19 protein-coding genes and 6 pseudogenes are annotated in these 25,482 nt (G+C 58.4%); 8 read left to right on the top strand and 17 right to left on the bottom strand.

Features of this window, described 5'->3' with window-relative positions; translation table 11 throughout:
• Nucleotides 1-14: 14 nt before the first annotated feature.
• Entirely contained in the window at nucleotides 15-806 is a 792-nt protein-coding gene (locus D3879_RS24865) for a sulfite exporter TauE/SafE family protein (RefSeq protein WP_119956842.1), read from the bottom strand.
• A 453-nt stretch (nucleotides 807-1,259) separates the two neighbouring features.
• On the bottom strand, nucleotides 1,260-1,871 hold the full coding sequence (locus D3879_RS24870; RefSeq protein ID WP_119956843.1) for a LysE family translocator: 612 nt from the start codon (nucleotides 1,869-1,871) through the stop codon (nucleotides 1,260-1,262).
• Nucleotides 1,872-1,971: 100 nt separating this feature from the next.
• Between D3879_RS24870 and D3879_RS24875 the strand changes: the two genes are divergently transcribed.
• On the top strand, nucleotides 1,972-2,970 hold the full coding sequence (locus D3879_RS24875; RefSeq protein ID WP_119956844.1) for a GlxA family transcriptional regulator: 999 nt from the start codon (nucleotides 1,972-1,974) through the stop codon (nucleotides 2,968-2,970).
• A gap of 293 nt (nucleotides 2,971-3,263) precedes the next feature.
• On the opposite strand, the pseudogene D3879_RS24880 reads toward D3879_RS24875, so the two are convergent.
• Nucleotides 3,264-3,365: pseudogene (locus tag D3879_RS24880) on the bottom strand (IS5/IS1182 family transposase); the annotation flags it as partial.
• Between the two features lie 491 nt (nucleotides 3,366-3,856).
• On the opposite strand from D3879_RS24880, the pseudogene D3879_RS24885 reads away from it, so the two are divergent.
• Nucleotides 3,857-4,006 (top strand): annotated as a pseudogene (locus tag D3879_RS24885) (histone-like nucleoid-structuring protein, MvaT/MvaU family); the annotation flags it as partial.
• Nucleotides 4,007-4,155: 149 nt separating this feature from the next.
• Here D3879_RS24885 and D3879_RS27715 read toward each other — a convergent pair.
• On the bottom strand, nucleotides 4,156-4,497 hold the full coding sequence (locus D3879_RS27715) for a GATA-type transcription factor (RefSeq protein WP_338014911.1): 342 nt from the start codon (nucleotides 4,495-4,497) through the stop codon (nucleotides 4,156-4,158).
• 355 nt (nucleotides 4,498-4,852) lie between these two features.
• On the opposite strand from D3879_RS27715, the gene D3879_RS24895 reads away from it, so the two are divergent.
• On the top strand, nucleotides 4,853-5,314 hold the full coding sequence (locus tag D3879_RS24895) for an antitoxin Xre/MbcA/ParS toxin-binding domain-containing protein (RefSeq protein ID WP_158592121.1): 462 nt from the start codon (nucleotides 4,853-4,855) through the stop codon (nucleotides 5,312-5,314).
• Between the two features lie 576 nt (nucleotides 5,315-5,890).
• Here D3879_RS24895 and D3879_RS24905 read toward each other — a convergent pair.
• Genes D3879_RS24905 through D3879_RS24920 form a run of 4 tightly spaced genes read right to left on the bottom strand, consistent with a single transcriptional unit; the run spans nucleotide 5,891 to nucleotide 11,390 of the window.
• Nucleotides 5,891-6,334, bottom strand: coding sequence for a hypothetical protein (locus D3879_RS24905; RefSeq protein WP_238474322.1), 444 nt, complete (start codon nucleotides 6,332-6,334; stop codon nucleotides 5,891-5,893).
• Nucleotides 6,327-8,627, bottom strand: coding sequence for a hypothetical protein (locus tag D3879_RS24910; protein WP_119956848.1), 2,301 nt, complete (start codon nucleotides 8,625-8,627; stop codon nucleotides 6,327-6,329). The genes D3879_RS24905 and D3879_RS24910 overlap by 8 nt, the downstream gene beginning before the upstream one ends.
• 2 nt (nucleotides 8,628-8,629) lie before the next feature.
• Nucleotides 8,630-10,162, bottom strand: coding sequence for a site-specific integrase (locus D3879_RS24915; RefSeq protein WP_119956849.1), 1,533 nt, complete (start codon nucleotides 10,160-10,162; stop codon nucleotides 8,630-8,632).
• On the bottom strand, nucleotides 10,155-11,390 hold the full coding sequence (locus D3879_RS24920; protein ID WP_119956850.1) for a site-specific integrase: 1,236 nt from the start codon (nucleotides 11,388-11,390) through the stop codon (nucleotides 10,155-10,157). Before D3879_RS24920 ends, D3879_RS24915 begins: the two co-directional genes overlap by 8 nt.
• A 732-nt stretch (nucleotides 11,391-12,122) precedes the next feature.
• On the opposite strand from D3879_RS24920, the gene D3879_RS24925 reads away from it, so the two are divergent.
• Nucleotides 12,123-13,223, top strand: coding sequence for a sterol desaturase family protein (locus tag D3879_RS24925; RefSeq protein WP_119956851.1), 1,101 nt, complete (start codon nucleotides 12,123-12,125; stop codon nucleotides 13,221-13,223).
• 178 nt (nucleotides 13,224-13,401) lie between these two features.
• Here D3879_RS24925 and D3879_RS24930 read toward each other — a convergent pair whose 3' ends face one another.
• The 7 genes and pseudogenes from D3879_RS24930 to D3879_RS24965 all read right to left on the bottom strand — a co-directional run.
• The gene (locus D3879_RS24930) at nucleotides 13,402-14,154 is read right to left on the bottom strand and encodes a hypothetical protein (protein WP_119956852.1); all 753 of its coding nucleotides are present in this window, start codon (nucleotides 14,152-14,154) and stop codon (nucleotides 13,402-13,404) included.
• A gap of 181 nt (nucleotides 14,155-14,335) precedes the next feature.
• Nucleotides 14,336-15,790 (bottom strand): DUF5666 domain-containing protein, encoded by a 1,455-nt coding sequence (locus tag D3879_RS24935; protein ID WP_274381404.1) that lies wholly within the window; start codon nucleotides 15,788-15,790, stop codon nucleotides 14,336-14,338.
• A complete protein-coding gene (locus D3879_RS24940) occupies nucleotides 15,787-16,641 on the bottom strand; it encodes a DUF6502 family protein (RefSeq protein ID WP_119956853.1) in 855 nt (284 codons plus the stop codon). Before D3879_RS24940 ends, D3879_RS24935 begins: the two co-directional genes overlap by 4 nt.
• A 263-nt stretch (nucleotides 16,642-16,904) precedes the next feature.
• Nucleotides 16,905-17,294, bottom strand: a complete 390-nt coding sequence (locus D3879_RS24945; protein WP_147411240.1) for a hypothetical protein — start codon at nucleotides 17,292-17,294, stop codon at nucleotides 16,905-16,907.
• Nucleotides 17,295-17,315: 21 nt separating this feature from the next.
• Complete coding sequence (locus tag D3879_RS27720) at nucleotides 17,316-17,975, bottom strand: hypothetical protein (RefSeq protein WP_177412489.1); 660 nt, start codon at nucleotides 17,973-17,975, stop codon at nucleotides 17,316-17,318.
• A 368-nt stretch (nucleotides 17,976-18,343) separates the two neighbouring features.
• Nucleotides 18,344-18,670, bottom strand: a pseudogene (locus D3879_RS24960) (transposase); the annotation flags it as partial.
• Between the two features lie 248 nt (nucleotides 18,671-18,918).
• A pseudogene (locus tag D3879_RS24965) lies at nucleotides 18,919-19,178 on the bottom strand (transposase); the annotation flags it as partial.
• Nucleotides 19,179-19,602: 424 nt separating this feature from the next.
• On the opposite strand from D3879_RS24965, the gene D3879_RS24970 reads away from it, so the two are divergent.
• From D3879_RS24970 to D3879_RS24985, 4 genes and pseudogenes are all read left to right on the top strand, one after another.
• Nucleotides 19,603-20,493, top strand: a complete 891-nt coding sequence (locus D3879_RS24970; RefSeq protein ID WP_119956856.1) for an alpha/beta fold hydrolase — start codon at nucleotides 19,603-19,605, stop codon at nucleotides 20,491-20,493.
• A 150-nt stretch (nucleotides 20,494-20,643) separates the two neighbouring features.
• A complete protein-coding gene (phaC, locus tag D3879_RS24975; RefSeq protein ID WP_119956857.1) occupies nucleotides 20,644-22,329 on the top strand; it encodes a class II poly(R)-hydroxyalkanoic acid synthase in 1,686 nt (561 codons plus the stop codon).
• Nucleotides 22,330-22,415: 86 nt separating this feature from the next.
• Nucleotides 22,416-22,553: pseudogene (locus tag D3879_RS24980) on the top strand (TetR/AcrR family transcriptional regulator); the annotation flags it as partial.
• Nucleotides 22,546-22,638 (top strand): annotated as a pseudogene (locus D3879_RS24985) (DoxX family membrane protein); the annotation flags it as partial. The pseudogenes D3879_RS24980 and D3879_RS24985, both read left to right, overlap by 8 nt.
• An 81-nt stretch (nucleotides 22,639-22,719) precedes the next feature.
• On the opposite strand, the gene pgi reads toward D3879_RS24985, so the two are convergent.
• Together pgi and D3879_RS24995 are read right to left on the bottom strand one after the other, a co-directional pair.
• Nucleotides 22,720-24,426 (bottom strand): glucose-6-phosphate isomerase, encoded by a 1,707-nt coding sequence (gene pgi, locus D3879_RS24990; protein ID WP_119956858.1) that lies wholly within the window; start codon nucleotides 24,424-24,426, stop codon nucleotides 22,720-22,722.
• A 224-nt stretch (nucleotides 24,427-24,650) separates the two neighbouring features.
• A complete protein-coding gene (locus D3879_RS24995) occupies nucleotides 24,651-25,469 on the bottom strand; it encodes a shikimate 5-dehydrogenase (RefSeq protein WP_119956859.1) in 819 nt (272 codons plus the stop codon).
• Nucleotides 25,470-25,482 lie beyond the last annotated feature (13 nt).

Raw genomic sequence — 25,482 nt, forward strand, 5'->3', positions numbered from 1 at the left:
GCCTAGCGTGGAGGTCAGCTATGCCGCCAGACCTTTACCGAGGAGATCAGCAGGATCATGGCCAGGAGCGGTAGCAGCACAGCCGTCGGGATCAGGCCAAGCAACTGTCCACCAATGAACGTGCCGCATATCGACCCCAGCGCCATCAGCAAAATGAAGCGACGTTGCTCGCGAATCACCTTGAAGCTCTGGTCACGACTGTAGCGAGTGAAGCCGACAATCATGGTCGGCAGGCTGACCGCGAGAGACAGGCTCCCCACCAGTTTCAGATCGGCCCCGAAGAGCAGCGCGATGGTTGGAATCAGCAGCTCTCCGCCTGCCACCCCCATCAGCGAAGCGACAACGCCAATCCCGAACCCAGCCACTACCCCGGCTACGACCAGCAGCGCTCCATCGAACAACGGCCGCCCCGATGAGGCAACGTCGTGACCAAACAGCAGCGCTCCGGCGATGAGCACCAGCAGTACCGCCAGGATGCGATACAACGTCCTGCTTTTCAGGCGGGTCGCCCCGCCTGCACCGAACCAGGCTCCCGCCAGGCTTCCGCCTAGCAGGGTCAGAATGATGTCCCAATGGCCGAAAACGCTCGCGAAAGGCACGCTCGCCGCTCGGAACGGCAGCGCCGAAGCCACGACGATCAGGCTCATAGCTTTGTTCAGGATCACCGCCTCAAGCGCGCCGAAACCGAACAGACTGATCAGCAAAGGTAGCCGGAACTCCGCACCACCCAGTCCTATTAACCCGCCCAAGGTCCCGATAGCCGCTCCCGCGCCAGACACCAACGGAGGGCTTTCCGCCCGCTTCAACTCGCTTCGTGGGTGCTCACATTCAGGGCTCCGTATGCATAATCAAAAGCTGACTTTTTGGTCGGCATGGAGGCGGCGATTATTCGCATTCTTGTATGCCATCGTCCAGCCTTGTGCGATGACTCCAGGACGGTAACGAAAAGCGTTGTATAGGTGCAGACCATCGAGAAGAGAATATGGTTTGCGGAATGCCTGCTACTGGCCGAAATAGGACCTTCCGAATCGAGTTCATTTTATCGAGGCCATTTCCCTTGCCAGGCGAGTCATCAGACTGGAGGAGCCGCCGCAACGACAGCGTCTTGAGTCGTACTCGGACTCGACGTGCCGAACGATGTTCCCATCATAGTCTTCAACGGCGTATCCAAAGCGGCAAAAGTGACGGATCCTCACTCGCCAGTCACTGATCGCGAGAGGGGAGTTGGGAGGTCGCGTGCCTCACCTCCCGATCGTCCGCTAGCGCGTCAGCGGCAACGCCGCGCCGATCAGGGCGAAGAGCGTGCCGCAGCCGCGGTTGAAGCTCTTGCCGCCGCGCTCCATCCACGGACGGACCTTGAAGGCGAGCCGCGCCAGGAGGTATTCCACCAGGAACTCGGTTACCGCGAAGGTAGCCGCCATCACGATGAACTGCGACACCAGCGAGCGCTGCGGATCGATGAATTGCGGCAGGAAGGCGCCGTAGAACAGCAGTACCTTCGGGTTCGACACCGCCGACAGGAAGCCCTGGCGGAACAGGGTTGCCGCGCCCGGTGCGCCGGCGCCGGTGATGGGGCTGAGCTGCAGCGCGGGTGCACGCCAGAGCTGGATACCGAGCCACAGCAGGTAGGCGCCGCCGCCCCATTTGAGCACCACCAGGACCTCCGACGAGGTCTGAAGCAGGGCGCCCAGGCCGAACATGGCCAGCGCGATCAGCGCGCTGAACCCGCTGACGCCGCCAGTGATGGTGTAAAGCGCCCGGCGCGATCCATACATGGCACCATGGGTGAGCGCCAGCAAGCCGTTTGGCCCGGGTGTCAGTGACAGGCCAAGGATGGCGAGGGCGTAGATGAACCAGGTTTGCAGAGCCATGCGTCGTTCCTCGTGGAGCATGGGCGCAAGTCTAGAGTCCGGTGAGAATTGCCTGAGGTAGAATCTGGACCTTATTCGGTAACAGCTGGACGCTCTCGCTATGCGTGCCGACGCCATAACTCCCGACCTCCGTTTCCTGCTCCTGCCCTTGCCGGGCTTCGCCATGCTTCCCTTCGGCGGCTTCCTCGACAAGCTGCGCTTCACCGGCGACGAGGAGGACTACAGCCGTCAGCGCTACTGCACCTGGACCATCCTCGGGCAGGAGGCGGGGCAGGTGGAGTCCAGTAGTGGGGCTGCGGTGCGCGTCGAGGTCACTCCAGCGAACATCCGCTTCCGCGACTACGACTACCTGGTGCTGTTCGGCGGACGCAGTGCCAGCGCTACCGAGGCCCTGGCGCCGACCTATCGCAGGCTGTTGCGCGATGCGGCTGCCCAGGGTGTGAAGCTGGTGACCATCGACAATGCCTGCTTCCTGCTCGCCGCCTGCGGGCTGCTGGCCGGCCATAAGGTGGCGGTGCACTGGCGGCACGAGCAGGAATTTCGCGCGTCGTATCCACGGATTCCGGTGGTGAGCGAGCAACTCTACTGCATCGATGGCAATCGCATCTCCTGCGCCGGGGGCCTGGCCGCCATCGACCTGGTGGTGGAACTGCTGGCGCGGGGCTGCGGGCGGACGCGCGCGCTGAAGGGGCTGGCCGACATGCTGGTGGACGAGACCCGCAGCAGCCAGCACCAGTTGAAATCCCGGGAAGCGACTGGCTCCGGAATGGGCCCTGTCGATCGCGCCATCGCCCTGATGCGGCTCTGGATGGCATCCGACCGTTCCATCGAGCAACTGGCCGCGGGCGTCGACATCTCCCGCCGCCAGCTCGACCGCCGGTTCCGTGCCAGTCATGGCGTGACGGCCAGCGCGTATTGGGCCGAGATGCGCCTGCGCCATGTGCAGTGGCGCCTGCTCAACTCCAGCCACAGCCTCGCGCTGATCGCCGACGAGATCGGCGTCACCGACACCAGCTACCTGGCCAAGATCGTGCGCAAGCGCTTTGGGGTGACGCCGGCGGCGCTGCGCAAGGAGGCAGTGCGACATCCTGAGGAATGAGGGGAGGCCACCGACCGCTTCCTATTGCTCCAGCAGCCGATCCGTCACGTTCTGCCGATCCCGCCTGCGCGCAAGCAGCCAGCGCTGGAAGATCCGGCCCTGCGCCTTGTGGAAGTTGTTACGGTTCCAGGTTAGGTAATACGAAGCCGGTATTGGCAATCGGCCGCGAGAGCAGGGTAGTCGCAACCCTCGATCTCGACCTTGACCTCATAGCTGAGCAGGTGAAATCCAGGTGAGCGCTCCGACATCCCCACATAAGAACGTGCCGCGGACACGCCGGTTCACCGGTAATCCTTCCAGGGCACCACCTGATCCATCTCGATTAGGAACAACTCCTTGCGCGTCTGCTTGCGCTTGCCGGCGTACTCGGCGTCAGCGAAGGTCATCTGCTTCATCAGGACGGAAACTTGTGCAACGGGGGCCGCGTATTTCACCAGAAGCGGGAAGTCTACTTCAGATGGTTTCCTTAATCCCGACCAGAGCGTTCGGCTGTTGTGCTTTGCTGGAGTGCTGATGAGGGCCGACTGCAGTTATGAACCGTGCCGGCCTGCTGGGCGAACACATCTAGGCGCGGAGGAGGGTACGTAAGCCTTTCTGCCCGGTAGCAAGATGGATCGCGGCTATCAGGGACAAAGCTTCAGAGCGCTGGCCCAGCTCTGCCCAGCGCAGTCCTACCGAGATTGGACCAGTGTTGCGGGCCTTGTCCGCGGGCCGGTACTCCGCAGCCCACATTTACGACCACTAGGACGCATCGAGGTCATGTCTTCTTGGAGATGTATTCCACGATCAATCAAACGATGCCCTCGAGCATGACCGGTTGTCGCCAGCCATACTTCTTGTGGAGCATGATTTACCGCCGGCAGGACGTGCGAAGCCTGGGGCGCCCGCGAAGGCCAAGCGGCGTGAGCGCCAGGTCAAACGCTACAAGAATCCGCACACCAACGAAGTGGTTAAGACCAAGGGCGGTAACCACAAGGTATTGAAGGCCTGGAAGCAGGAATTCGGTGCTACAGTAGTCGACAGTTGGCTGCAATGACCCACCACTTCGAGAGTGAGGCGCATCAGACAAACTGCCCGGCGTCTCAATCTTCCAGAGATCCGTCCATTTGAATGAAGGGGACGTGGGCGATCTTGCCACGTGGGTGTTCTAGGATCTAAGGCGCCGGCTTTAATCGCAGTCCTGGATCACTGCTCCCCCTCGTCAAACAGGTGGCGTACCTCATGCTCTCGGCGGAGTGTGGCCATTGCGTAGCTGAAGCAGGCCTTGCACAGGCGCAGCCCTTCGCACTCGCCATCTCGCCACTGCGCCTGAAGCACACCATGTCCGGTTTCGGTAGTGCTAGTGCCACACACGTCGCACAGTACAGTCTTCGTCAGTTGAATAGCGCCGCCATTGGCCTGGACGCCCTCCAGTTCAAGGATGTCGCCCACCTTCCATCCGGCGGCCTGGAGTAGGTCGTCCGGCAGCTCAAGGATCAGGTCACCGCTGCCGTCAGCGGCGTCGCGGCAAATCAATTTCCACCTCATTGGCCAAGCCTCCTAGGGATTTGGGTAGCCATGCTTATCCTCGCTTCCGGCCTAAGCTTACCCAGGGCGAGCAGGTTGGCTGTCTGCACTCACGCCCCAAGCCGGAGCGTAAACGGTGTCGGCACTTGTGTCAGTGACCACCCTTCGTCACTGCAGGGTGCCTCACAAGTGCCGCCGGCGTAAAATCCCGAAGCCGCCCTAGTGATGCCTCTCCCAGCGCCCATACTGGCAACGAAGCCCGGTCTGTGCCAGCTTCCGTTGGGAGGCTGGCTTTACCGCTGTCTCCCATAGAAGCGACACGCGGCTCCTCATGGTGCGAGGGCAGGGGGCCGGCAGTGCACCGAGGACTATTAAGATGAATGTAGCTCGCGAGTCATCCGCCGCCGCAGTGGAATCCTTGGCGCGGCGAGCGGTCGAACAAGCGTCACGGACCGGGCTTTCAGCAGAAGCTTTCGCAGTGCCCGGCACCAGTATGCCGCTCAACGAGCTGCTTCACGCCGCCCAGCGCATGCCACTTCTTCGGAAGCGTCACGTGGTTTGCCTTGCGCTTGGTGTCTCTGATCGAACATTGCGGCGTTGGCTGAACGAGCCTTCTGCGCGCCTCAATCCCGCCCAAGGGGAGCGGTTGCTAAGATTGTTCGCCGTTTCCGCCCGCGCGGAAGAGCTGTTCGGTTCGGCCATCGAAGCAGAACGCTGGCTAACCGCCCCGGCAATAGGGCTAGACCGGCGGATCCCTTTGGACCTAATCAAAGAGCCCGCCGACTACGAGCAGCTGGCCGCCTTTCTGACGCGGCTCGAGTACGGTGTATACCAGTAAGGGACAGGTTCGCCTGGCACGTTGGCTGCACCAGCGCGCGAGGTCGCGGCTCCTTTGTCTTGTTCGGTCGCGGTAGGGATGGCAGTTACCTGCCACCCCCCGCACAGATCCGTACGTGCGGAACTACCGCATACGGCTCCTGCCTCAGGTACGTGACGCGAAGCGTTCCTCAGGGTAAGGATTCGTCGCAAGCCCTCCACGAAGACTCACATTAGGCTCCGAGAAACCCACGTTAGCAGTCAAAGCTGGCCAGATAGTCCCACTTTTCTTACGTTGCAAGAACATTCAGGAATGGCTGGACACTTACAGTAAATATTAAAAGTCCCGAACCGTAGGGGACTTCAAAGAATTACTTTCGTTTTTTTTTTGGAGATTTAGTTTCCCGGACTAGGGTACCACCTGATCCATCTCGGCCAGGAACCGTTCGGGCGGGTTTGCTTACGTTTGCCTACGTGTTCGAAATCGAAAAAGCTCATCTCGCTCATGCAGGGGCGCTTAGGCCAGACAGCGCGCGCGAATGCATAAACCAACAGAATCAGATTATCAACCAGCGGACACTGACAAAACTGGCTGCTATCAGGAGAGCTTTGAGACTCCATCTTTTGCCTGATCGTAAGACGCAAAAAAGCGACGCCACGCCTCAATTCCGCCCATTTCACCGACAGCGAGTATCAGTGCTTTATGGGAGGCTGACAATAGAGCGACCTGTTGTTCAAGTTCGCGGATTTGTTGGTCCTTCAGTGCGAGTTCATTCAGCAAGCGACTCTGAGAGTTTTTTCTGGCGCGTTGAATCCACTGGGTCCGCTGTCGCTGGAGCTCTTGATAATACGCAACTAATTCTCGCCGGTAGGTATCACGTGTCAGCGTAGAGGCGGCACCGAGTCCCTCAACTGCGCGGACAACTGCCCGGTGAGTAATATATTCATTCTCTTCCAGCATCACTTTGAGGCGGTTTGAAATTTTAGCATCAAGCGCTGCTGCCTGGCGGCTACGACGCGTCGGTCTTTCTGGTTCACTCATAGAAAATGTCCGGTGGTTCTTCGAGTGGTGTAGATAAGTCTTCACCATCAGCAAATGGTTTAGAGCCTGGTTCGGAGGAAAGAATTTGTTGTATGTTTGTCAGCCTGCTCTTGGCATGCTGAAGCTGATTATCTCGACCAATGCTGTTGCTAGGGCGACTTTCAATCTGGCGGACCGCAATCATAAATTGATCTTGTAATCGAGCAAGGTTGTCTCGATGGTTAGGCAGTGTAGAACTAGAGAGGTGTCGACAACCGCTGTAACATTCCAAATGTTTTGGGCACGGGTTGACCATAAAGCTGTTCATGCAAAATCCATAAGGTGTTGTGTGGAAACCATCTGCTTCCGCAGCGAGAAACTCAAAAGCAGCTTGATCGCCAAGTTTTCGTTGAATTTTTTTGAATTCGTCCACTAATGAACCTGAAATTTTTCCACTATTAATCATCGCCAATACCATCGACGAGTTTTCTCCCAGCACTGCTTGTGCTGCTTCCGGAAGTTCGATGGCTTGTAGTTCCTCAGCCAGGCTTCGATGGTCATAGACGTAGCTTTGAGTAACGCTCCGGCGTCCAAAGCGCTTGGTGATTATAGTGTCAGCTACCCCTAGCCTAAAAAGTTCGCTATTTTGCAGGTGGCGAAAAGTATGTGAGTTAATCGTCAGTTTTCGGTCTTCGTCCGTTTGACCATAACGCTGGAAGATTGTGGCCCCATCGATATGTCGATCGTACAAGTTCATTTGAAGGTCGCCCGCGGTCACGGTACCGATGCCAATGTATCGGGTTAAATCACAGATACCGCCATTGCGCCCCTCAAGTAGCGAACGCTTGGGCGCGAGGAACAACATTTCGTGAGTGGCTATCTTGCCTGTGGTAGTGCGAAGCATTGTTAGGTCGGATAGTTTTGCAGGAAGATGTTGTCTGATATAGGACTCAACCTCGCTTACAAGGAAGTAGCCGTTTGAATAATCAGGTTTGCACGGCTGTCCAGTTGCGTCGCGAAATTTAAGTATCGAGTTGTTGCCTAGATTCAGATTATAGAAATACCGATGTACCTGGGGTCGTATCTTGCCGTTATGCTGCGCCCGTGCTGATTGGCGCCGTTTAATTTCCTCGAGGACCTCGATATCATAAGTGCGTCGATAGCGCTCAGTTAAAACTGATTGCTCGGAGTCGACGTAAATAAATGGATTGCCAGTCAAATATGGAAAGAGCTCATACACTGGCACAAGTTTATCTAATCTATAGTCCGTCAGTAACCGCCCTTGCTCCATTTGTTGTTTCAGGCGAGCCCGCAAAGGCGCAGTCAATGTGCTTATGTGCCCTAATATTTCTCGCACGGACTCTTCGAACATGCGGGGAATATGTTGGATGTCCGGATAGAGTAGGGAACCTTCCTCATCACTTAGTTCTCGCTTTTCGACGAAATATCGAAGAGCAATGGAATCTGAAAATCCACCCGCTTCGCCGGCCGGCCGGCCTTTTTTATCCAAATAATGGTAGGTGCGCATCCAGTCGACGGGGATATAGGGTACTTCTCCAATACGCAGTCCACACAACACCAAAATCTTAAGCTGTGCAAAGCGAAGTTCATCATAAAACGTCAGTGGTTTTTCAGTGAACACAATCCGCACCAATTCCCAGAACGCTCGGCGTTCCGGTAATTTCTCCGCTGCTTTGCGCTGAGCCAATTTCTGACGCATATCTCCGGGAAGTGGCTTTCGTGCTGATCTACTCAACGGTGAGTTAAGCAGTTTCGATAGTAACGGCGCGCGGTCGGTGAGAAAGTTGAGGTCGATTATATTACGAACGACTGCGGTCACTAGGCGAGCCAACTGTCCGGAGCTTTGACTTTCTAACGCCACCGCTTGGGCTAAGGCAATATGCTCCTGGGTCAAATCCCATGGTTCCACCTCGAGCGCACAGGTTGCGATCACCCGTATCGGCCGGATTATGCTCATAGCCACATGGCCAGCTTTGTTTTTTCGGATAAAGATCTGATCAATGATGGCGGCCTTGATAAAATCTTGCCAGGCCGGAGACAGCGCTTTTTTTATCAGTACGGATTGACCAGTCACGCGTCGTCTTTCATTGACTAGCGCAAGACATTTCTCGTCCATTCCCAAATCGGACAACCAATACGTCGGACGACCATTGCTGCCGCACAACTCATCTAATGCCCACGCTTTATCACGATCAATGCAGCCGTTATAGTTGGTTTTAACTGGCCAAGAGATCCCTTGCTCACTGGCGCATTTTTTATTGAATTCCACATAATTTTTGAAGTGGTGATTCATAATTACTCCTCGTCTTCCACTTCCGAAATTACGCGTTGAACTGACTCCAAGGTTGTTCGCAACTGCATATAGGCTGGGGTGAAGTTTTCACCACGGGAAGCATCATAAAACTGCAGAACTACTGGTCGCAAACTCTCCAGCACCTCTTGATGAATCTGAGAGTCGCGGACAGCTAAAAATTTACTGCAGGTGTAACAAGATAGAACAGGATTCTTGGCACAGAGGGACTGTCCTAGGTCACAGGCTCCAATTCCGGCTATTGGGATACCATGAGGCACCGCGCCAATCTGATGTTCAGGTGGCAGGGCAAGAAGGGCAGGCATATCAATTTTACGGGTCCGCGCGACCTCGGCTACCTTGCTGTAAATGGGGGACAGCGCCAAGGCCCGGTTAACGCGCTCGGCCTGCACGGGAGAAGCATCAAAATACGCCAATCCGGTTTCTGACCAAGCGTGGCCCATGAACTCGGCTAATTCCGTGTGTGATGCGCCCGCATCCACCAAACGTTGGGCAGCGCTGTGCCTGAGGTCTGTGGCCGGTCGAGCGATCCCTGAAAGTGATTTTGTAATGGTCTTGATTACATTTCGAACTGAAGGGGGATTTAGACCGAAGTAAGAGTTGAGTAGGGCTCCTTTACCGACTACAAATGCACTTCCCTTTAAATCGCTTGTACGGCGTTTATGATACTCATCGAAAAGCCAGCACCATTCCCGCTTTATTGTTCTCAACATTGAATAGCGTCTGCCGTTATTGCGCTGTTTGGCACGATAAAACAGCAGTTGAACGCTTGGCCCATCCGTCAGTTGATGAACGGTGACGTCAGAAAGCCGTAGCTTGGCAATTTGAATCGGGCGCATGGCGTGCTGGTAAGAAATACTGAGAATACATGCATTGCGCAGTTCGTTAGTTGAAATGATCGAATGACTTCGAACCTTGGCACTGAGGTCGTCTAAATACGCGGTAATGGCCACCTCTTCAGGTAGCGAAAGAAACACATCACCCTGACGCACGCTCGCATATTTGTCAGGCGGATAAGCTCCAAACGCACCAATAAAGTCTCTGAGGCCGGGATTGAGCTTGCCAAGGTAAAACTCACAGCAGAAACAAAGCATCGATTTCATCGCGTGGAGTTTAAGATTACTACATATCGGCCGTACTGTCAGATGCCACCTTTCGCGGATCTCCAATGGATCCAAAAGCAGGATCTCCATGAATGCTTTAATCTTGTCACTTTCCAACCTGGATATCGCACTAAAGCGTATAGAAACTGTTGCACATGCATGTTTCCCTAGTGCCCAGACCAGCCAATGCTTAAGCAAGAGTTTGAATACTGGCGGTTCAAAGTTGTGAAATGCTAACATTTCTATTTTTCCATCGGCCTCCAAACGCCATTCATCCAGAGAGGTATCACGGATTGTTCTCCAGACTTCAGCAAAGTCATCCCAATATCGGAGTAACGAGGGAAGCTGTGGCAGCGTTGATACCGCTACCTCCAACGCAGATATCGCTGAAGAATTGCGTGCAGGCTCATGCATTCTTCGTTACTCCACCGAGTTGACGCAGCGCGTCGATGTGCAAATCAAAGGAGTCGGCCCATACGGTCACCAGACGGTCCTCAAAGTACGCCCGGGCGTAGCGTTGGGGCATTTGCGAAGTGCGTGACCAACCAAAGAAAACCCTCAGCTTTTGAATGGCCATGTCCATTTCTTCACCCGCATCCACAAACTGTTTCAATCGAACGGTGGCGCAGGTATGGCGCATATCATGGGGTTTGATCTGCTGAGCTTTTCGGCGATCAAACAATTCCTGTCTAGCTGCAGGGGACAAGTGGCTCGACAGGACTTGGAACATGGCGTTGACTGATCGATTTGAAAGTGGCGAGCCTTCTTGTGACGAAAAAAGATAGCTGTGTGCGGCGCCAATGCGGTAGTTGTTCACGAAGGTTTGGATAGCTGAAGCAATAACAGGTGCTACGGGAAGCTGCCGTACCGCGTAAGCGTTCTTTAGGTTCGGCGACTCAGACCGCGGGTCGGATGGCTCATAGGGATTCTCGATGACATCCAACCAGTACCTGACACTCTGGGGGCTTTTCGGCATGACTTGATCTTTCAGTGCATCGAGGGCCAGCACCAGAGTTTCACCGCGACGCAGGCCTTGATGCAGCATCAAAAGCACGATGACAAAATTACGCCAACGCAGTGCTTCGGTGCGGAACGGGTTTCGTGCTGATAGCGGGTCGATCAGTTGATATAAGTCTTCGATCACGCCACTGGGTAATGCCCGGGCAATTTCGGCCGGGCGTTTTTTGCGGGGGTTCAGTGAATGATAGAGCTGCTCTAGGCGCTGGAGTCGGTTATTCAGGAGCCACATGCTGCTTCTGTCGGGATTGTTTTTGACCAGGCGCTGCAGGCAGTCCTCGACAAAGCCAAGCACTGCACGCCACGCGGTACTGTGATCCGTGCGGTCTTGCGCACCACGATTGCACAAGCTGACGAAGTAGCCCTCCAGACAAGTTTCGAGCAAGTCGAAATCGAGTTGGGTGATCAGCCGGTCCAAGCAGTCCTGACGACATTGACTCGCAACCGATTGATAGAACTGTTCCAGGGTCGCCAGTCGCGCCGACAACGTTGAGTCGGCCAATTCAGCACCGGCAAGGGCGGTCCAAACGGTCGACCAGTACCGAGGCCGACCCAGACTGTCGAGCAACAGCCAGCCGACTAACGCCGGAGGCAGAATAGGATCACGCAAACGCAGACGTGGCATAGCTGCAACAGCTGAAGCTGCCTCATATCAGGGTCGGTGTTGCGGTTGAGCGTAGAATAATTGTTGGGAACCGCAACATCGCTGAACATGCCCGCGATTCGCATAATGTATATTATGTTAAACGACAGGTTATAGTGCGCCGAACTAAAACTCGAAAAAAGCGCACCGAACTAAAACTCGAAAAAAACAGGAAGCAAACGTCAAAAATGATGCGGACTTTACCGTTTTGGAATTTGTCTTCATCACCGTTCGCTGAACCGAATTGGCTTTCGGAGACGCTCCACCATGGCTCACTGGTAAACGTTGTACTCGATGCGACGGAAGTCATTCCTCCATCTTGCGGCGTAACAAAGCTGGAACTATCTGGCCTATATTGACTGCTTTCCCGGGTGTGCCCGAAGCAAATGCAGGACTTTCCTGACGCTTCCGAACTAAAACTGAGACTGGTGCATGGCGCACGCTCGGCGCTGCGCACGGCCAAGTCCAAAGACGATCGACTTAGCCTGTGGGCATTCGCCTACCGAACCACGCCTGCTGATTATCCGCCTGAAGCGCGTCCCGTTCATGGATATCGCTGTGCTGGAATTTCGGGACAACGTCCCCCCCAGTGCTCTTGGGCACCGTGTGCTTCCTTCCCCCTCGATGCGCCCAGCATCAGCCGAACAGCACGTATAAATAGTGCTAACGATTCGCATTTTTCATATAATCCCGCCCCTTTGACGGAGGTCGACTGTGGGTATTTTCTCGTTTATCTATGCCCTCCTGATCGAACCGGTCACCAACCAGTTTTCTGGCACTTTCGATCTTAACGGCCGCTTTGGCGTGTTGTTTCTCTTCGTGTCCTGCACCGTCGCCTATGGCCTATTCCACTTCAGAAAGCATCGCGGGCTGACCGATGCCTGCTCGTTCTGGCAGTTTATCGGTGGCAGCCGGGTCAATTTCCATCGTTCGGCGCTGCTGGATTACCGCTACTACTTCGTGCGCGCCATCCTCAAAGTCGCTCTGGTGTTGCCCTTGGTTGGTTTGCTTGCCCCCTACATCCTCAACTCCGCAGATTACATCGCCTTTTTCACTAGCCTGTGGGGCGCACGCCCGCAACTGGGTGAGAACCTCTCGCTCTCTCTGCTCTACGGGCTGGGGCTGTTTCTGGTGCGCGATTTCAGCCATTACTGGACCCATCGGGCCTTTCATTCCCGGTGGCTGTGGGAATTTCACAAGGTCCATCACTCGGCGTCCGTGCTGGTGCCGGTGACCGCGAGCCGGATTCACTTTGTCGAAAATATTGCCGACAAACTGGCTGCCACCATCTGCCTCGGTGCCTACGCCGGTGTCTTCTGGTACGCCTGTGGCGGGGAGATCAGCCGTTACACCCTGTTCGGCGTGACCTATCTCGTGTTCATCTTCAACGCGCTGGCAGCGAACCTCCGACACAGCCATGTCTGGCTGTCGTTCGGAGCGGTAATCGAGCATGTGCTGAACAGCCCGGCCCAGCACCAGATCCACCACAGTGACGCGCCCCGGCACTTCAACAAAAACTTCGCGACCAACCTGTCGTTGTGGGACTGGATGTTCGGTACGCTCTACGTCACCACCTCGACACCAGAACCTATCCGATTCGGCACCGGGGAGCGCGATCGCGATCGTTACCTGACGATCTATAGCCTGATCGTCACTCCTTTTGTGTGCATCGCCCGCAAGATCTACCTGGCGAGACGCCGGCAGAGGGTGGCACATAGCCCGTGCTTTGATTCATCTCGGACTCGCCAGCAGCCACTATTAAATTCCGGCGAAGAACAATCGCAAGCGGCCCATTTAACCAGCCACCTTTTGTGAATCAGCGTCGGCCAAACGTATTAATCCTCGAATGGTCTCAATCGTGAAACGCTGTCTGCCATAGTTAAAACCGCTCGACCAAGACGGACATGCTTTGCGGGAGAGGAAAAGACTCGAGCCCCGAGAAAAGGGGGTGAATCACGGACATAGTGGTCTGGGTAAACCACACGCAAGCACTTCAAAACGAGTGGCTGAGCAGCAACCCACCGCCGGAGTCAGGGCTGGCATCGGAAAACCCTTTGAGTGCATACAACTGGACCTTCCAGGATGGGCTGAGCCTTTGGGTCAGGAACAGGGTGAATTCCTGGATCCCATCGCCATCGGCAGTCACTTTCTGTCGCCAGTCATAGGCCGCCCCCACGGAAGTCGCAGGCGCTAGTCGGGTAACGAAGCCGAGCGAGGCAAAAATCGGATCGCGGAGGTTAGTTTCCGAGGGATCGCCGAACTTCTTCCAGCCCAAAGTAGCAAAGCCGCTGATAACCCCGAAGGCCTGCGTGAGGTCGAACTGGGCGGAGAAGTCAGTCTTGCCGGTTCCGAGGCAGTTTTCTTCATCGGCTGTCGGCAGCTTTACCTTGCCGATCAGCTCCACGATCAGCCCATCACCTCGACTGCCGTCCAACAGCGCGAAGTTCGCACTCGCCACAGTGTCCCCCAGGCCTTTTTCAACGCTGCCGCAGTCCCCTGGCAATGGTTCGCCATCCGGCCCTACCGAGGGATTGGTGATGCGCAGGTACGGGATGGTCAACTTGTAGATCATGGGACCGGTTTCATACTTAGCGACCACCGGGACATACCAAGTCTCGCTGGTTGTCGGGGTCCCGTATTTCCCCCGCGAGTAATCAAGCCCTGAAGAAACCGTGAACTCATCGGCAAGGACCGGCAAGACCAGGGACACCAAAAGGCCCGGCATGATCAGGCGAGCAGCTCTCATGTTTACCTCGTTGCGATCCAGACATCGAAGTTCACATCACAATCATTGCCCTGCCCTGACGGAACCTTCATGGAGCCCGGTTACCCCTATTCCTTCCAGGACGCTGGCCCTGCTTAGCTTAGCCGGCTATCTGTCATCCGTTTGGGCATATGCCTGCCTCCAGCAGAGATCGATTCGGCCTCTAGTTGGGCCCGGACCGGTCCACCTTCTCGACCCGCTCCACCTGTTCAACATTGTCTGGTCGTTCGACGCGTTCAGGCTTGTCCACACGCTCTACGCGTTCAACCCGTTCCGGTTTATCAACACGGTCCGACCGTTCGATTCTCTCGATTCTCTCGATCCGCTCGACCCGCACACCGTTCTCGAAAATCTCTATCCGCTCCCGGGTTTCCAGGCGGTCACCGGAATCGCGTGTCTCTATCCGCTCGCGACGTTCCAATTCGCCGGACGCAGATTCCTCTCTCCGCTCGATTCTCACCCGGGTCTCGCCATCGTCGCTCCGTTCGATTCTCTCCCGCGTCTCGCCATCGCTGCTACGCTCGCGTGACTCGGTGCCGTCCCGACCGGAGCCGCTATTCTCGTGTTGCTCGGTTTCATCCGTAGACGAGCCCTGGTGGCCGGAACCCTCCCGGATGGAGGTTGCGGGCTGCTCCCGGGAGATTTCGATGCGCGCGGCCCGGATATCCCGCCCCTTGCCGAACACGCCGGTCACCCGGATACGCTGGTCGACCGCAAGGTCGGCGGCCTGCCCGCCGGAATAGGACGTACTACTGTCCACATAGGCAATAAATCCGCCGAACTCAATGCGATTTCCCTGCTGTCCGCGCACCAATCCTTCCACCAGCGCGTTACGCACCCGTCCGGCGAAGGGCATGCCAGGATCGCTACGCGTCTGGATGACATTCAGTTGCCTGCCATTCCAGGTCCCGCGCACCAAGACCTCTTCGCTGGGTGTCAGCGGCTTGCTAAGGGCCAAACCTTGCAGATTACCGGTTCGGTCGATCGCACCGATGGCGCTGACCTGCGCCAGTTTCGGTGCCCGATCGATCCGGCTGGCGACAACGATGCCCTGGGAATTGCGCAATCCACTGACCCGTACCGGCTCGCCGATGCGTAGACCTTCAGCCACACGGGCCCCTGCGGCAACGCGAACGGGCTGCCCCATCACCCGCATTGGAGCAGCGCCTGTTGCCACATCCGAGATCGGACCTTCATAGGCATGGAGGATCGCGATGCTCCGCGCCTCGAGCCCTCGTGGTGATTTGCGGGCCTCCACCGCCACGACTTGGCCAATGGCCAGTTGGTTGCTGCTGGCAGATACACCGTTCTCACTGAGCGAAGCCTTGTTATCGAAGTGCACTTCCACGCCGTTCACGCAGATAGAGCCGAATCCGGTGATAGTTCCCACAATGCCCGTACCACCTATTCCACCGTTGTCGGACGCGCCGGTACCTCCTATGCCACCGTTATAGGCCGGGGCGCCAGTACCGCCGATACCGCCGGTGGCAACGGCTCCTGTTCCTCCCATGCCGCCCGGCTCAAGGCAAACCGGTGCGGCGCTCAGCGAGGGAGAAGTCAGCAGTAATGGTCCGCAAATGAAAGCGAAGGCACACAGCAAGCGCGTGGCAGTGTTCATGACGAACTGGCCGTTGTCGGGTTGGGTACTGCTGACGGATTGGGTTCAGTGTAGAAATAAAGGCCGATGGTGATGCGCTGCCTGGAGTCGGGGTTCGGAACGTCCCGTTCTTCCAGTTCGGCGGCCAGTTGGTTAAAACCGATCAGCACCTGCATGCCTTCCGCACTGACGGCTTCGCGCAGTTGGTCGACACCGGCTGACGACAAGCTGTCGTAGTGGACACTGCGCTCGAAGAAAGGCGCCCCGTCGTCGGTAAGGTTGTGCACGGCGGCGCAGGCATGATCGTGGAGGTTGTGCTGGAAATAGGCTGCCTTCTCGTCAAATCCCCTTTGGGGAATGAATGCCATCGTCTCCAGGAGGACCCGGTCCTGGTCGTCCATTCGCACAATGCCCAGACGAAGCCACTCGTCCAGTACAACGCGGGCACGGATATCCTTGCTGACTTGAGCCACCAGCCCATCGAACGAACACTCGCCACCAATGCTGGCCAGGCGGGCCAGCGGCAGCGGCCGGCTGGGCTGCTCGCAGAACGGCGAATTATTCAGCCAGACACTGACCAAGTGAGCCCCAAACGAAATATCCTCGGGCAGGCTGGCCTCCCGTCCGACCGCCTTGCCCCGCAGGCGCCTGACATCCTTGCGATGCACCCCCGTCAGCAGGCTGATCCTGCTGTCGGTCGGAGGCTTGTCGTCGAGGCGAAATTCGCGCTCGGCTACATCAACGAATATCTCCTTAAGCAGGTCGGCAAATCTGACATAGGTGACCCCCTTTTTGAGCATCAGCCTCACCAATGGGCGCATTACGTGCTTCAGCGCCGGCAGTAGAGAGGGAGGCAAGGTGGGTAATTGCATCAATGCATTCCTTAAAAACTGTTGATAGCTAAAAACTCCCCTGAGCGGTCAGCCCAGCTTTTCGCCCGAGATACTCGGCAATCCCGCCTCCATCGCCTAGAGCAGTACATCCGTCTCACTTACCGGCCCCGCGCCACAAAACCCGGAGCGATCGTCGCCCGGTTCATCGCCCGCGTGCGCTCCATGAAGGAGTCGCAAGCCCCGCGACTCTTCAGGGCTTGCGACTCTCGGTTGATGCGTCCCTCAAGCTCCCGGGACGTTTTCTACGGGTATGCCTGCGTGTTCATTTCGGAACTCGCTGGCCTAGCGCTGTACCTCAACCACGTCGACATCCGGTGCGTCCGGTGCGTCCGGTGCGTCAGGGGCTTCATTGGCTTCCTCCGCAGCCTCTCTCGCAGCATCTGCGACCTCTTCGGCAGCCTCTCTAGCAGCATCTGCGGCGTCTTCGGCAGCCTCTCTAGCAGCATCTGCGGCGTCTTCGGCAGCCTCTCTGGCTGCATCTGCGGCGTCTTCGGCAGCCTCTCTGGCTGGATCTGCCGCAGCTCTGGCAGCGTCTCTGGCTGCATCTGCCGCAGCTCTGGCAGCGTCTCTGGCTGCATCTGCCTCATCTTTGGCAGCGTCCCTGGCTGCGTCTGCAGCAGCTCTGGCAGCATCTCTGGCTGCATCTGCGCCCTCTACGCCAGCCGCTTTGGCAGCGTCTCTGGCCGCATCTGCGGCAGCTCTGGCAGCGTCCCTGGCTGCATCCGCAGCGTCTCTAGCAGCATCTCTGGCTGCATCTGCATCAGCTCTGGCAGCGTCCCTGGCTGCATCTGCAGCGTCGTTGTCAGCGTCGTTGTCAGCATCGTTGTCAGCGTCGTTGTCAGCGTCGTTGTCATGGGCATTGCCTGGGCCTCTGTTCCCAGCGATACCCCCATGGTCAGCGTCGCCGTGTCCCGGGCCTCCATGACCGTCACCGGCATGGCCCGCTGCACCATGGCCGCCGCCATCGCTACCATGTCCACCACCGCCATGGCCGCCGCTACCGGTACCACTGCCACCACTGTGACCGCCTCCGCCGTCACCGCCGTGGCCACCGCCTCCGGAGCCTCCACTGCCGGAGCCGCCGCCACCGGATCCGCCGCTGCCGGAGCCGCCGCCACCGGAGCCACCGCCACCGGAGCCACCGCCACCTGAGCCGCCACCACCAGAGCCGCCGCCACCGGAGCCGCCGCCACCGGAGCCACCGCCACCGGAGCCGCCGCCACCGGAGCCACCGCCACCAGAGCCGCCACCACCGGAGCCACCGCCACCGGAGCCACCGCCTCCGCCACCGCCGCTGCCGCCATCTTTGGCATACACGCTGGAGAAACTACTGACGTAATCGGGCACCAGGACCGTCGATGCCGACAGGACTCCGCCAATTGCCAGAGCCAACAAACATTTCTTGAATAGCATGATGCACCTCCGCTTGGAGTTGCGTAGTCATTTCCGTATCGAACGCAATAACCAGTGAATTCCCCGCCGCTCATTGGAGCGGCCGGCCAACCGGCGCGGCCATCTATCTGCAGCATGAACAAGCAACTGCGGTTTCCGCACGATCCTTCAGAGCCAGTTATCATCGTTGCGTGGGAAATTTTCCCACATCTTTAGATTAGTGCTATCAGCCCGAGTGTCAACGACCGAATATCAGGACTCGCCGTGAAGGCGATTGACCTTGCGCCGGTCAAATCGCGAGCACATCTACCCCTTTTGGCATTTTCGGCATCAACCACAGGGCCATTCGCCGTAAATTCTGGGCAGTGGCTGCCAGTAGAAATTCATCTTGTGCACCACTCAGCCCTCGGAGCCGAAGACGATCCAGGCGCAGGATGCGCTTGAGATGGGCGAACAGCATTTCCACCTTCTTTCGATCTTTACGTGACTGGAGATACTGCGGCGTGGTGGCGATCTGGCGAGCAACGTCGCGCGCTGCTTCATTGAGGTGGCGGGTGATTTTTCTGGTCGGCGTATTCGGGCAGCAACGGGCTTTGAGTTCGCAGCCCATGCAGTCGTATAACCACCGACTTTCACTGCGGGCTAAGGGACAGCTGACCCAGCATCTCGCCTTTCCTGGCAAGCCCTCCCCTTTTCCAACAGCTCCAGCTAGCCCGTTCTGCAACGGGTCGTGGACGAAGTCCATGCTCCATGACTGGTTGGCACGGTTTGGGGCCGGTGCAGGCCCGCGATGCAGGCTCATGCGACTGATCTGGAAACGCTCCTGAATCCACTGGGCCAGCTTGCGGCGGCGAGCCGCCCTTAGATCTTTTTTTTGATCACTTCCCAGAGGAGCCGATCCAGGGTCAGGTCGGCAACCAGTTGCTTGAGCCGCGTATTTTCGTCCCTGAGCTGGCGCAGCTCTCGGAGCTCCGGCACACCGAGGTTGCTGTACTTCTTCTTCCACACATAGAACGTGGCCTCGGCGACCCGAGTTGCTGGCAGACCTCCGCCACCGGCATGCCGGCCTCGGCTTGGCGCAAGGCAAAGGTGATCTGCTCTTCAGTGAATCTCGACTTTCTCATCACTGCTCTCCTGCTGGGAAAGCAGCCAACGCCGCGACCGCACTCTACTCATGCGCTGTGCTGGAATTTCGGGACAACGTCGGCTCGTCGGAATAATTTGTCTGCTTTCTTGCATGCGGGGGGGTCGCCTGCTTAACTCTGAACCCCAGGTCAACTAGTGACCATTTGGTCACAACGACCATCTAAGCGCGCTCGCGCTGTTGTTGTTTGTCTGTGCTGCCTGGTTGAATCGGGGAAATCCCATGCTTTGACGCACGAAATTCACCCGAACAACCTCCGTAACAAATTGAAAGTAAATAAGTTATTAATTTATTCGCCTGGCACTCGACTGTCAGGTGCAGGCGTTCTGCTGTCAGTCATATAGCCCTGCGAACAGCCGCTCACGCTGTCCGCTTAGCCCAACTTGTGCCAGGAGGATAACGACATGAAGCCGGAAACTGCCATCGTCGAAATTTTCAGGAAGTACAAGGTTTATACCGAGCGCTATCTCAACGACGCCGCCGACAAGACCATCATTCTGGTCAACGGCTCGCTCGCAACCACCGCATCCTTCGCCCAAACGGTGCGTTACTTGCAGCCGCGGTTCAATGTGATTCTCTACGACCAGCCCTACGCCGGCCAGTCGCGACCGCACAACCGTCACGACCAGCCGATCCGCAAGGAAGACGAGGCAGAGATACTGCTGGAATTGATCGAACACTTCTGCGCCGACCATGTGCTGTCCTTCTCCTGGGGCGGCGCGGCCACCCTGCTGGCGCTGGCCCAGCGCCCGCGACGGATCGAGAAGGCGGTGATCAATTCATTCGCAGCGCGGATCAATGAGCCGATGCGCGACTATCTGGAGAGCGGCCTGAACTTTCTCCAGGCCTGCGACCGCTGCAACGTCGGCTGCTTGGTCAACAACACCATCGGCAAACACCTGCCGTCGCTATTCAAGCGCTTCAACTACCGCCATGTCAGCAGCCTGGCCGAGCACGAATACATGCAGCTGCACTTTCATATCCGCGAGGTGCTGACGCAGGATACCCAGTGCTACGTCGCCTGCGCCGAGGCCATAGATATCCCGCTGCTGTTCGTCAACGGCGAGTGGGACGAGTACACCACGGCGAGAGACGCCCGCCTTTTCGCCGACCATGTCCGTCGGTGCCAGTTCCGCACCATCAAGAACGCCGGGCACTTCCTCGATATGGAACACAAGGCGGCTTGGCACGACACCCAGCAGGCCTTACTCGGCTTTCTGCAGCCGGTTTCCAGACTGGCCAAGCCGAAGCACGCGCGGCTCTGGACAGCCGACACCGCTGCGCAGACCGCATAGTCACAGCGCGGCGCATAGCCACTTGTCCCATCAGAGAGGGCGTGTCTCTGGGTTGATTCTTGGCGCGGCAGTTTGGATTCATCTCCAACGCGCCTTGGTGCAAGCCCTTTCTGTTTGGCTCTATGACGGTATGACGACGGAGTGTGCTCCATGCGAGAGAAACCAGCGGCGGGCTCTTTGCCCGTACCCTCGTCTTTTATGACTGCCGAACAAAGCGCCATGGTCGGCCTGCGCGGCCGCAATCTGTTCTCCGCGCTGCGCACCCTGGCCCTGCAGGGCCTGCGCCAGCCAATCCACAGCACCCGCCATGCTCTGGCCCTCGGCGGCCAACTGGGGCGTGTGCTGCTTGGCGACACACCGCACAAGCCCAATCCCCAGGACACGCGCTTCAGCGATCCGTCCTGGCACCTCAACCCCTTCTACCGCCGCGGCCTGCAGGCCTACCTGGCCTGGCAGCAGCAGCTGAACGCTTGGGTCGACGAGAGCAACCTGGCGGCCGACGACCAAGCCCGCGCGCGCTTCATCTTGGCCCTGCTCGGCGATGCGCTGTCACCGTCCAACCACCCGCTCAACCCGCTGGCGATCAAAGAGCTGCTCAACACCGGCGGCGCCAGCCTGTTCAAGGGCATCGGCCACCTGCTCGACGACCTGCTGCACAACGGCGGCATGCCCAGCCAGGTGAGCAAACAGGCCTTCGAAGTAGGCCGGAATATCGCCACCACCCCCGGTGCCGTGGTGTTTCGCAACGAGCTGCTGGAGTTGATCCAGTACCAGCCGATGAGCGAAAAGCAGTACGCCCGCCCGCTGCTGATCGTGCCGCCGCAGATCAACAAGTACTACATCTTCGACCTCAGCGCGGAGAAGAGCTTCGTCCAGTACGCGCTGAAGAACGGCTTACAGGTGTTTATCCTCAGTTGGCGCAACCCGGACGCCCGCCACCGCGAGTGGGGCCTATCGAGTTATGTCCAGGCCCTCGAAGAAGCCCTCGACGTGACTCGCGCCATCAGCGGCAGCAAGGAGGTCCATCTGATGGGCGCCTGCGCCGGCGGCCTGACCATCGCCGCCCTGCAAGGCCACCTGCAGGCCAAACGGCAGCTGCGCAAAGTCGCCAGCGCCACCTACCAGGTCAGCCTGCTGGATAGTCAAGTCGACAGCCCAGCCATGTTGTTTGCCGATGAGCAAACCCTGGAAGCCGCCAAGCGCCGCTCCTATCAGCAAGGCGTGCTGGATGGCCGCGACATGGCCAAGGTCTTCGCCTGGATGCGCCCGAATGACCTGATCTGGAACTATTGGGTCAACAACTACCTGCTCGGCAAGCAACCCCCGGCCTTCGACATCCTCTACTGGAACAACGACAACACCCGCCTGCCGGCCGCCCTGCATGGCGATCTGCTGGACTTCATCAAGCTCAATCCACTGAGCCACGCCGGCGGCCTGGAAGTCTGCGGCACGCCGATCGACCTGCAGAAAGTCACGGTCGACAGCTTCAGCATCGCCGGCATCAACGACCACATCACCCCCTGGAGCACGGTCTACCGTTCGACCCTGCTGCTCGGCGGCGAGCGGCGCTTCCTGCTGTCCAACAGCGGGCATATCCAGAGCATCCTCAATCCGCCGGGCAACCCCAAGGCCAACTACCTGGAGAATGGCAAACTGTCGTCCGACCCGCGTGCCTGGTATTTCGACGCGCAGAAGCACGATGGCAGCTGGTGGCCAGAGTGGCTGGGATGGATTCAGGCGCGTTCTGGTGAGCAGCGCGCAGCCCTGCTGGCGCTGGGCAACCAGAGCCACCCGCCGATGGAGGCCGCGCCCGGCACCTATGTGCATGCGCGCTAAACCTTGACTTAAACCTTGAGAGCACTGGCCGGAGACCGCCCGGCCAGTTACCGCCCGCCTTCCGGCGGCCAGCAGAAGAAGACTGGATGAAAACCCGCGACCGCATCCTCGAATGTGCCCTCACCCTGTTCAATCAGCAGGGCGAACCGAACGTTTCCACCCTGGAGATCGCCAATGAACTGGAGATCAGCCGTCCCTCTCTCCTGGAGAACCCGCATGATCGATAACCGTACCGCTCCCTACGCCGCCCTGGCGCTGCGACTGGCACTAGGCGCCATGTTCCTTGCCCATGGTTTGACCAAATTGTTCGGTCCAGACCTGATTGGTTGACACCAGCTTCAAGTGCAATCTTTGCTCGTCACGATCGGCCTTAACTCCGCCCCTGGCAATTCACCCCCGATGCCGACTGCGGAAGAAGTCGATTAGACCCTGGGTCGAGGCATCTTCGGCTTGTGACTCTTCGCTGCCAACCAAGCGCGAGTAGACGCCCTTACCCAATTCCTTGCCCAGCTCCACTCCCCACTGGTCGAAGGCGTTGATGCCCCAGAGAATGCTTTGCACGTAGACCTTGTGCTCGTACATGGCGATCAGTGCACCCAGGCGATGGGCGCTGACGCGCTCCACCACAAGGGTGTTGCTCGGCCGGTTGCCGGGGATCACCTTGTGCGGCGCCAGGCGCTGTACTTCATCTTCCGGCAAACCCTTGGCACGCAGCTCGGCCTCGGCTTCCTCGCGGGACTTGCCAAGCATCAGCGCCTGGCTCTGCGACAGGCAGTTGGCGTAGAGCCACTGATGGTGGTCGGCCACCGGGTTGTAGCTGCTCACCGGGACGATGAAATCCGCGGGGATCAGGTGGGTGCCCTGGTGCAGCAGCTGGTGATAGGCGTGCTGGCCGTTGCAGCCGACACCGCCCCAGATCACCGGGCCAGTCCCGGCAGAGACCGGCGTGCCGTCCTGGCGCACGCTCTTGCCGTTGGACTCCATGTCCAGCTGTTGCAAGTGGTCGGTGATGTTTCGCAGGTAGTAGTCGTAGGGCAGGATGGCGTGGCTGCGGGCACCCCAGAAGTCGCCATACCAGACCCCCAGCAGGCCCAGCAGCACCGGAATGTTGCGCTCGAAGGGGGCCGTCTGGAAATGCTGGTCCATGCTGTAGGCGCCGGACAACAGCTCCTTGAAGTTGGCGATGCCGACGGCCATGGCGATCGGCAGGCCGATCGCCGACCACAGCGAGTAGCGCCCGCCGACCCAGTCCCACATCGGGAAGATGTTCTCTTCACGGATGCCGAAGGCGACAGCCGCTTGCGTGTTGCTGGAAACGGCGATGAAGTGCCGGTACAGCTCTTCTTCGCTGCCGCCTTGGGCCAGGTACCAGGCGCGTGCTGCCTGGGCGTTCTTCAGGGTTTCCAGGGTGCTGAAGGTCTTCGAGGAGACGATGAACAGCGTGGTTTCCGCGTTCAGCCGACAGGCCAGTTCACGGAATTCGCTGCCGTCGATATTCGCCAGGTAGTGGCAGCGGACACCCTTCTGAGCAAACGGCAATAGGGCCTCGGAGACCAATTGCGGACCGAGGAAAGAGCCGCCGATGCCGATGTTCACCACGTCGGTGATCGGCTTCTCGGTGTAACCGCGCCACAAGCCGTTGTGCACGTAGCCGACCAGTTCGGTCATCTGCTGCAGCACGCGATGGACTTCCGGCATCACATCCTTGCCGTCGACCAGCACCTTGTCCGCAATCGGCCGGCGCAGCGCGGTGTGCAGCACCGGGCGGCGCTCGGAGGCGTTGATCTCCTCGCCGCGGAACATGGCGGCGATAGCGTCGTTGAGCTGGGCTTCCTCCGCCAGCTTGACCAGCAGGTCGAGGGTGTCCTCACGGATCAAGTTCTTCGAGAAGTCGAGGAACAGGCCGCAGGCGCTGAAGGAAAAGCGCTTGAAGCGCTTCGGGTCTTCGGCGAAGGCCTGACGCATCTTGAAATTTTGCAGCTCCTGGCGATGAGCAGCCAGTGCTTGCCAGCTGTCCAACTGGGTCGCGTTCAGGGGTGTGCGGTGATGTTGTTTTTGGGTATGCACGGTAATCAAGCCTGGAGAGTTTTCGTTCATGCACGCGCAAATCTGGGACGATCCGCGCGCACGTGGTTGCAGCCTGGTAGCGATGGCTAGCGGGGAGCAGATGGTTCAGTTCATAACGCCAGGGAAGGTCCGTTCCACGGCGCAAACAGGTCAATGCCGCCACTTCCATCGCGAATGGCCAACAGGGTGACGATAGTGCTGCGTTCGAGCGGCACGAGAGCGGTTGGGATACATCCGGAAAAGCCTGCCGCGTCTCAGCACCGGGCGAAGACAGCAGCCCGATCGATCGTTTCGGCGTCGGGCCGTATCCCTGTGTACAACACGAACTGCTCGACCGCCTGTAGGACTATCACTTGCGCGCCGGTTATCACCGGCTTGCCAAGTTCGCGAGCAAAGCGGATCAGTGGTGTTTCCACCGGGATGGCGACCACATCGAAGAGGCTCCGGGAGCACGCTATGGCGTCTGCTTCAAAGGCCAGCGTCTCGGCTTCCGGGCCACCCTGCATGCCGATCGGCGTGACATTCACCAGTAGTTCCGGTCGCAGTTCACCTAGTTCCGGCACCCAATCGTAACCACAGGCGTCCGCCAGCGCCCTCCCCGCCGCCTCATTGCGGGCCACGATGAATCCGCTGCGAAAACCGCTATCGCGTAAGGCGTAGGCCACCGCCTTGGCCATCCCGCCGCTGCCGCGCAGGGCGAAGGTCCAGCATGTGTCGAGACAATGGCTGCGTAGCAGACTGGCGACGGCGATATAGTCGGTGTTGTAGCCCTTCAGCCGGGCATCGTCTGCGACCATGGTGTTGACCGACTGGATCACCGCTGCCGAAGGGTCAAGCTCATCCAGATACTGGATGCACGTTTCCTTGAACGGCATGGAAATGGCGCACCCGTGGATACCCAGGGCCCGGATGCCACCGATGGCCGCCGCCAGGTCGCGGGTAGTGAAGGCCTTGTAGACATAGTCCAGACCCAGTGCCTCGTAGAGGAAGTTGTGAAAACGCGTGCCGAAGTTTCCCGGCCGGCCGGACAGTGACATACAGAGTCGAGTGTCCTTGTTGAGCGCTCTGGGCATTAAGTCAACTCTT

This window comes from Pseudomonas cavernicola (assembly GCF_003596405.1).
Lineage (GTDB): Bacteria > Pseudomonadota > Gammaproteobacteria > Pseudomonadales > Pseudomonadaceae > Aquipseudomonas > Aquipseudomonas cavernicola.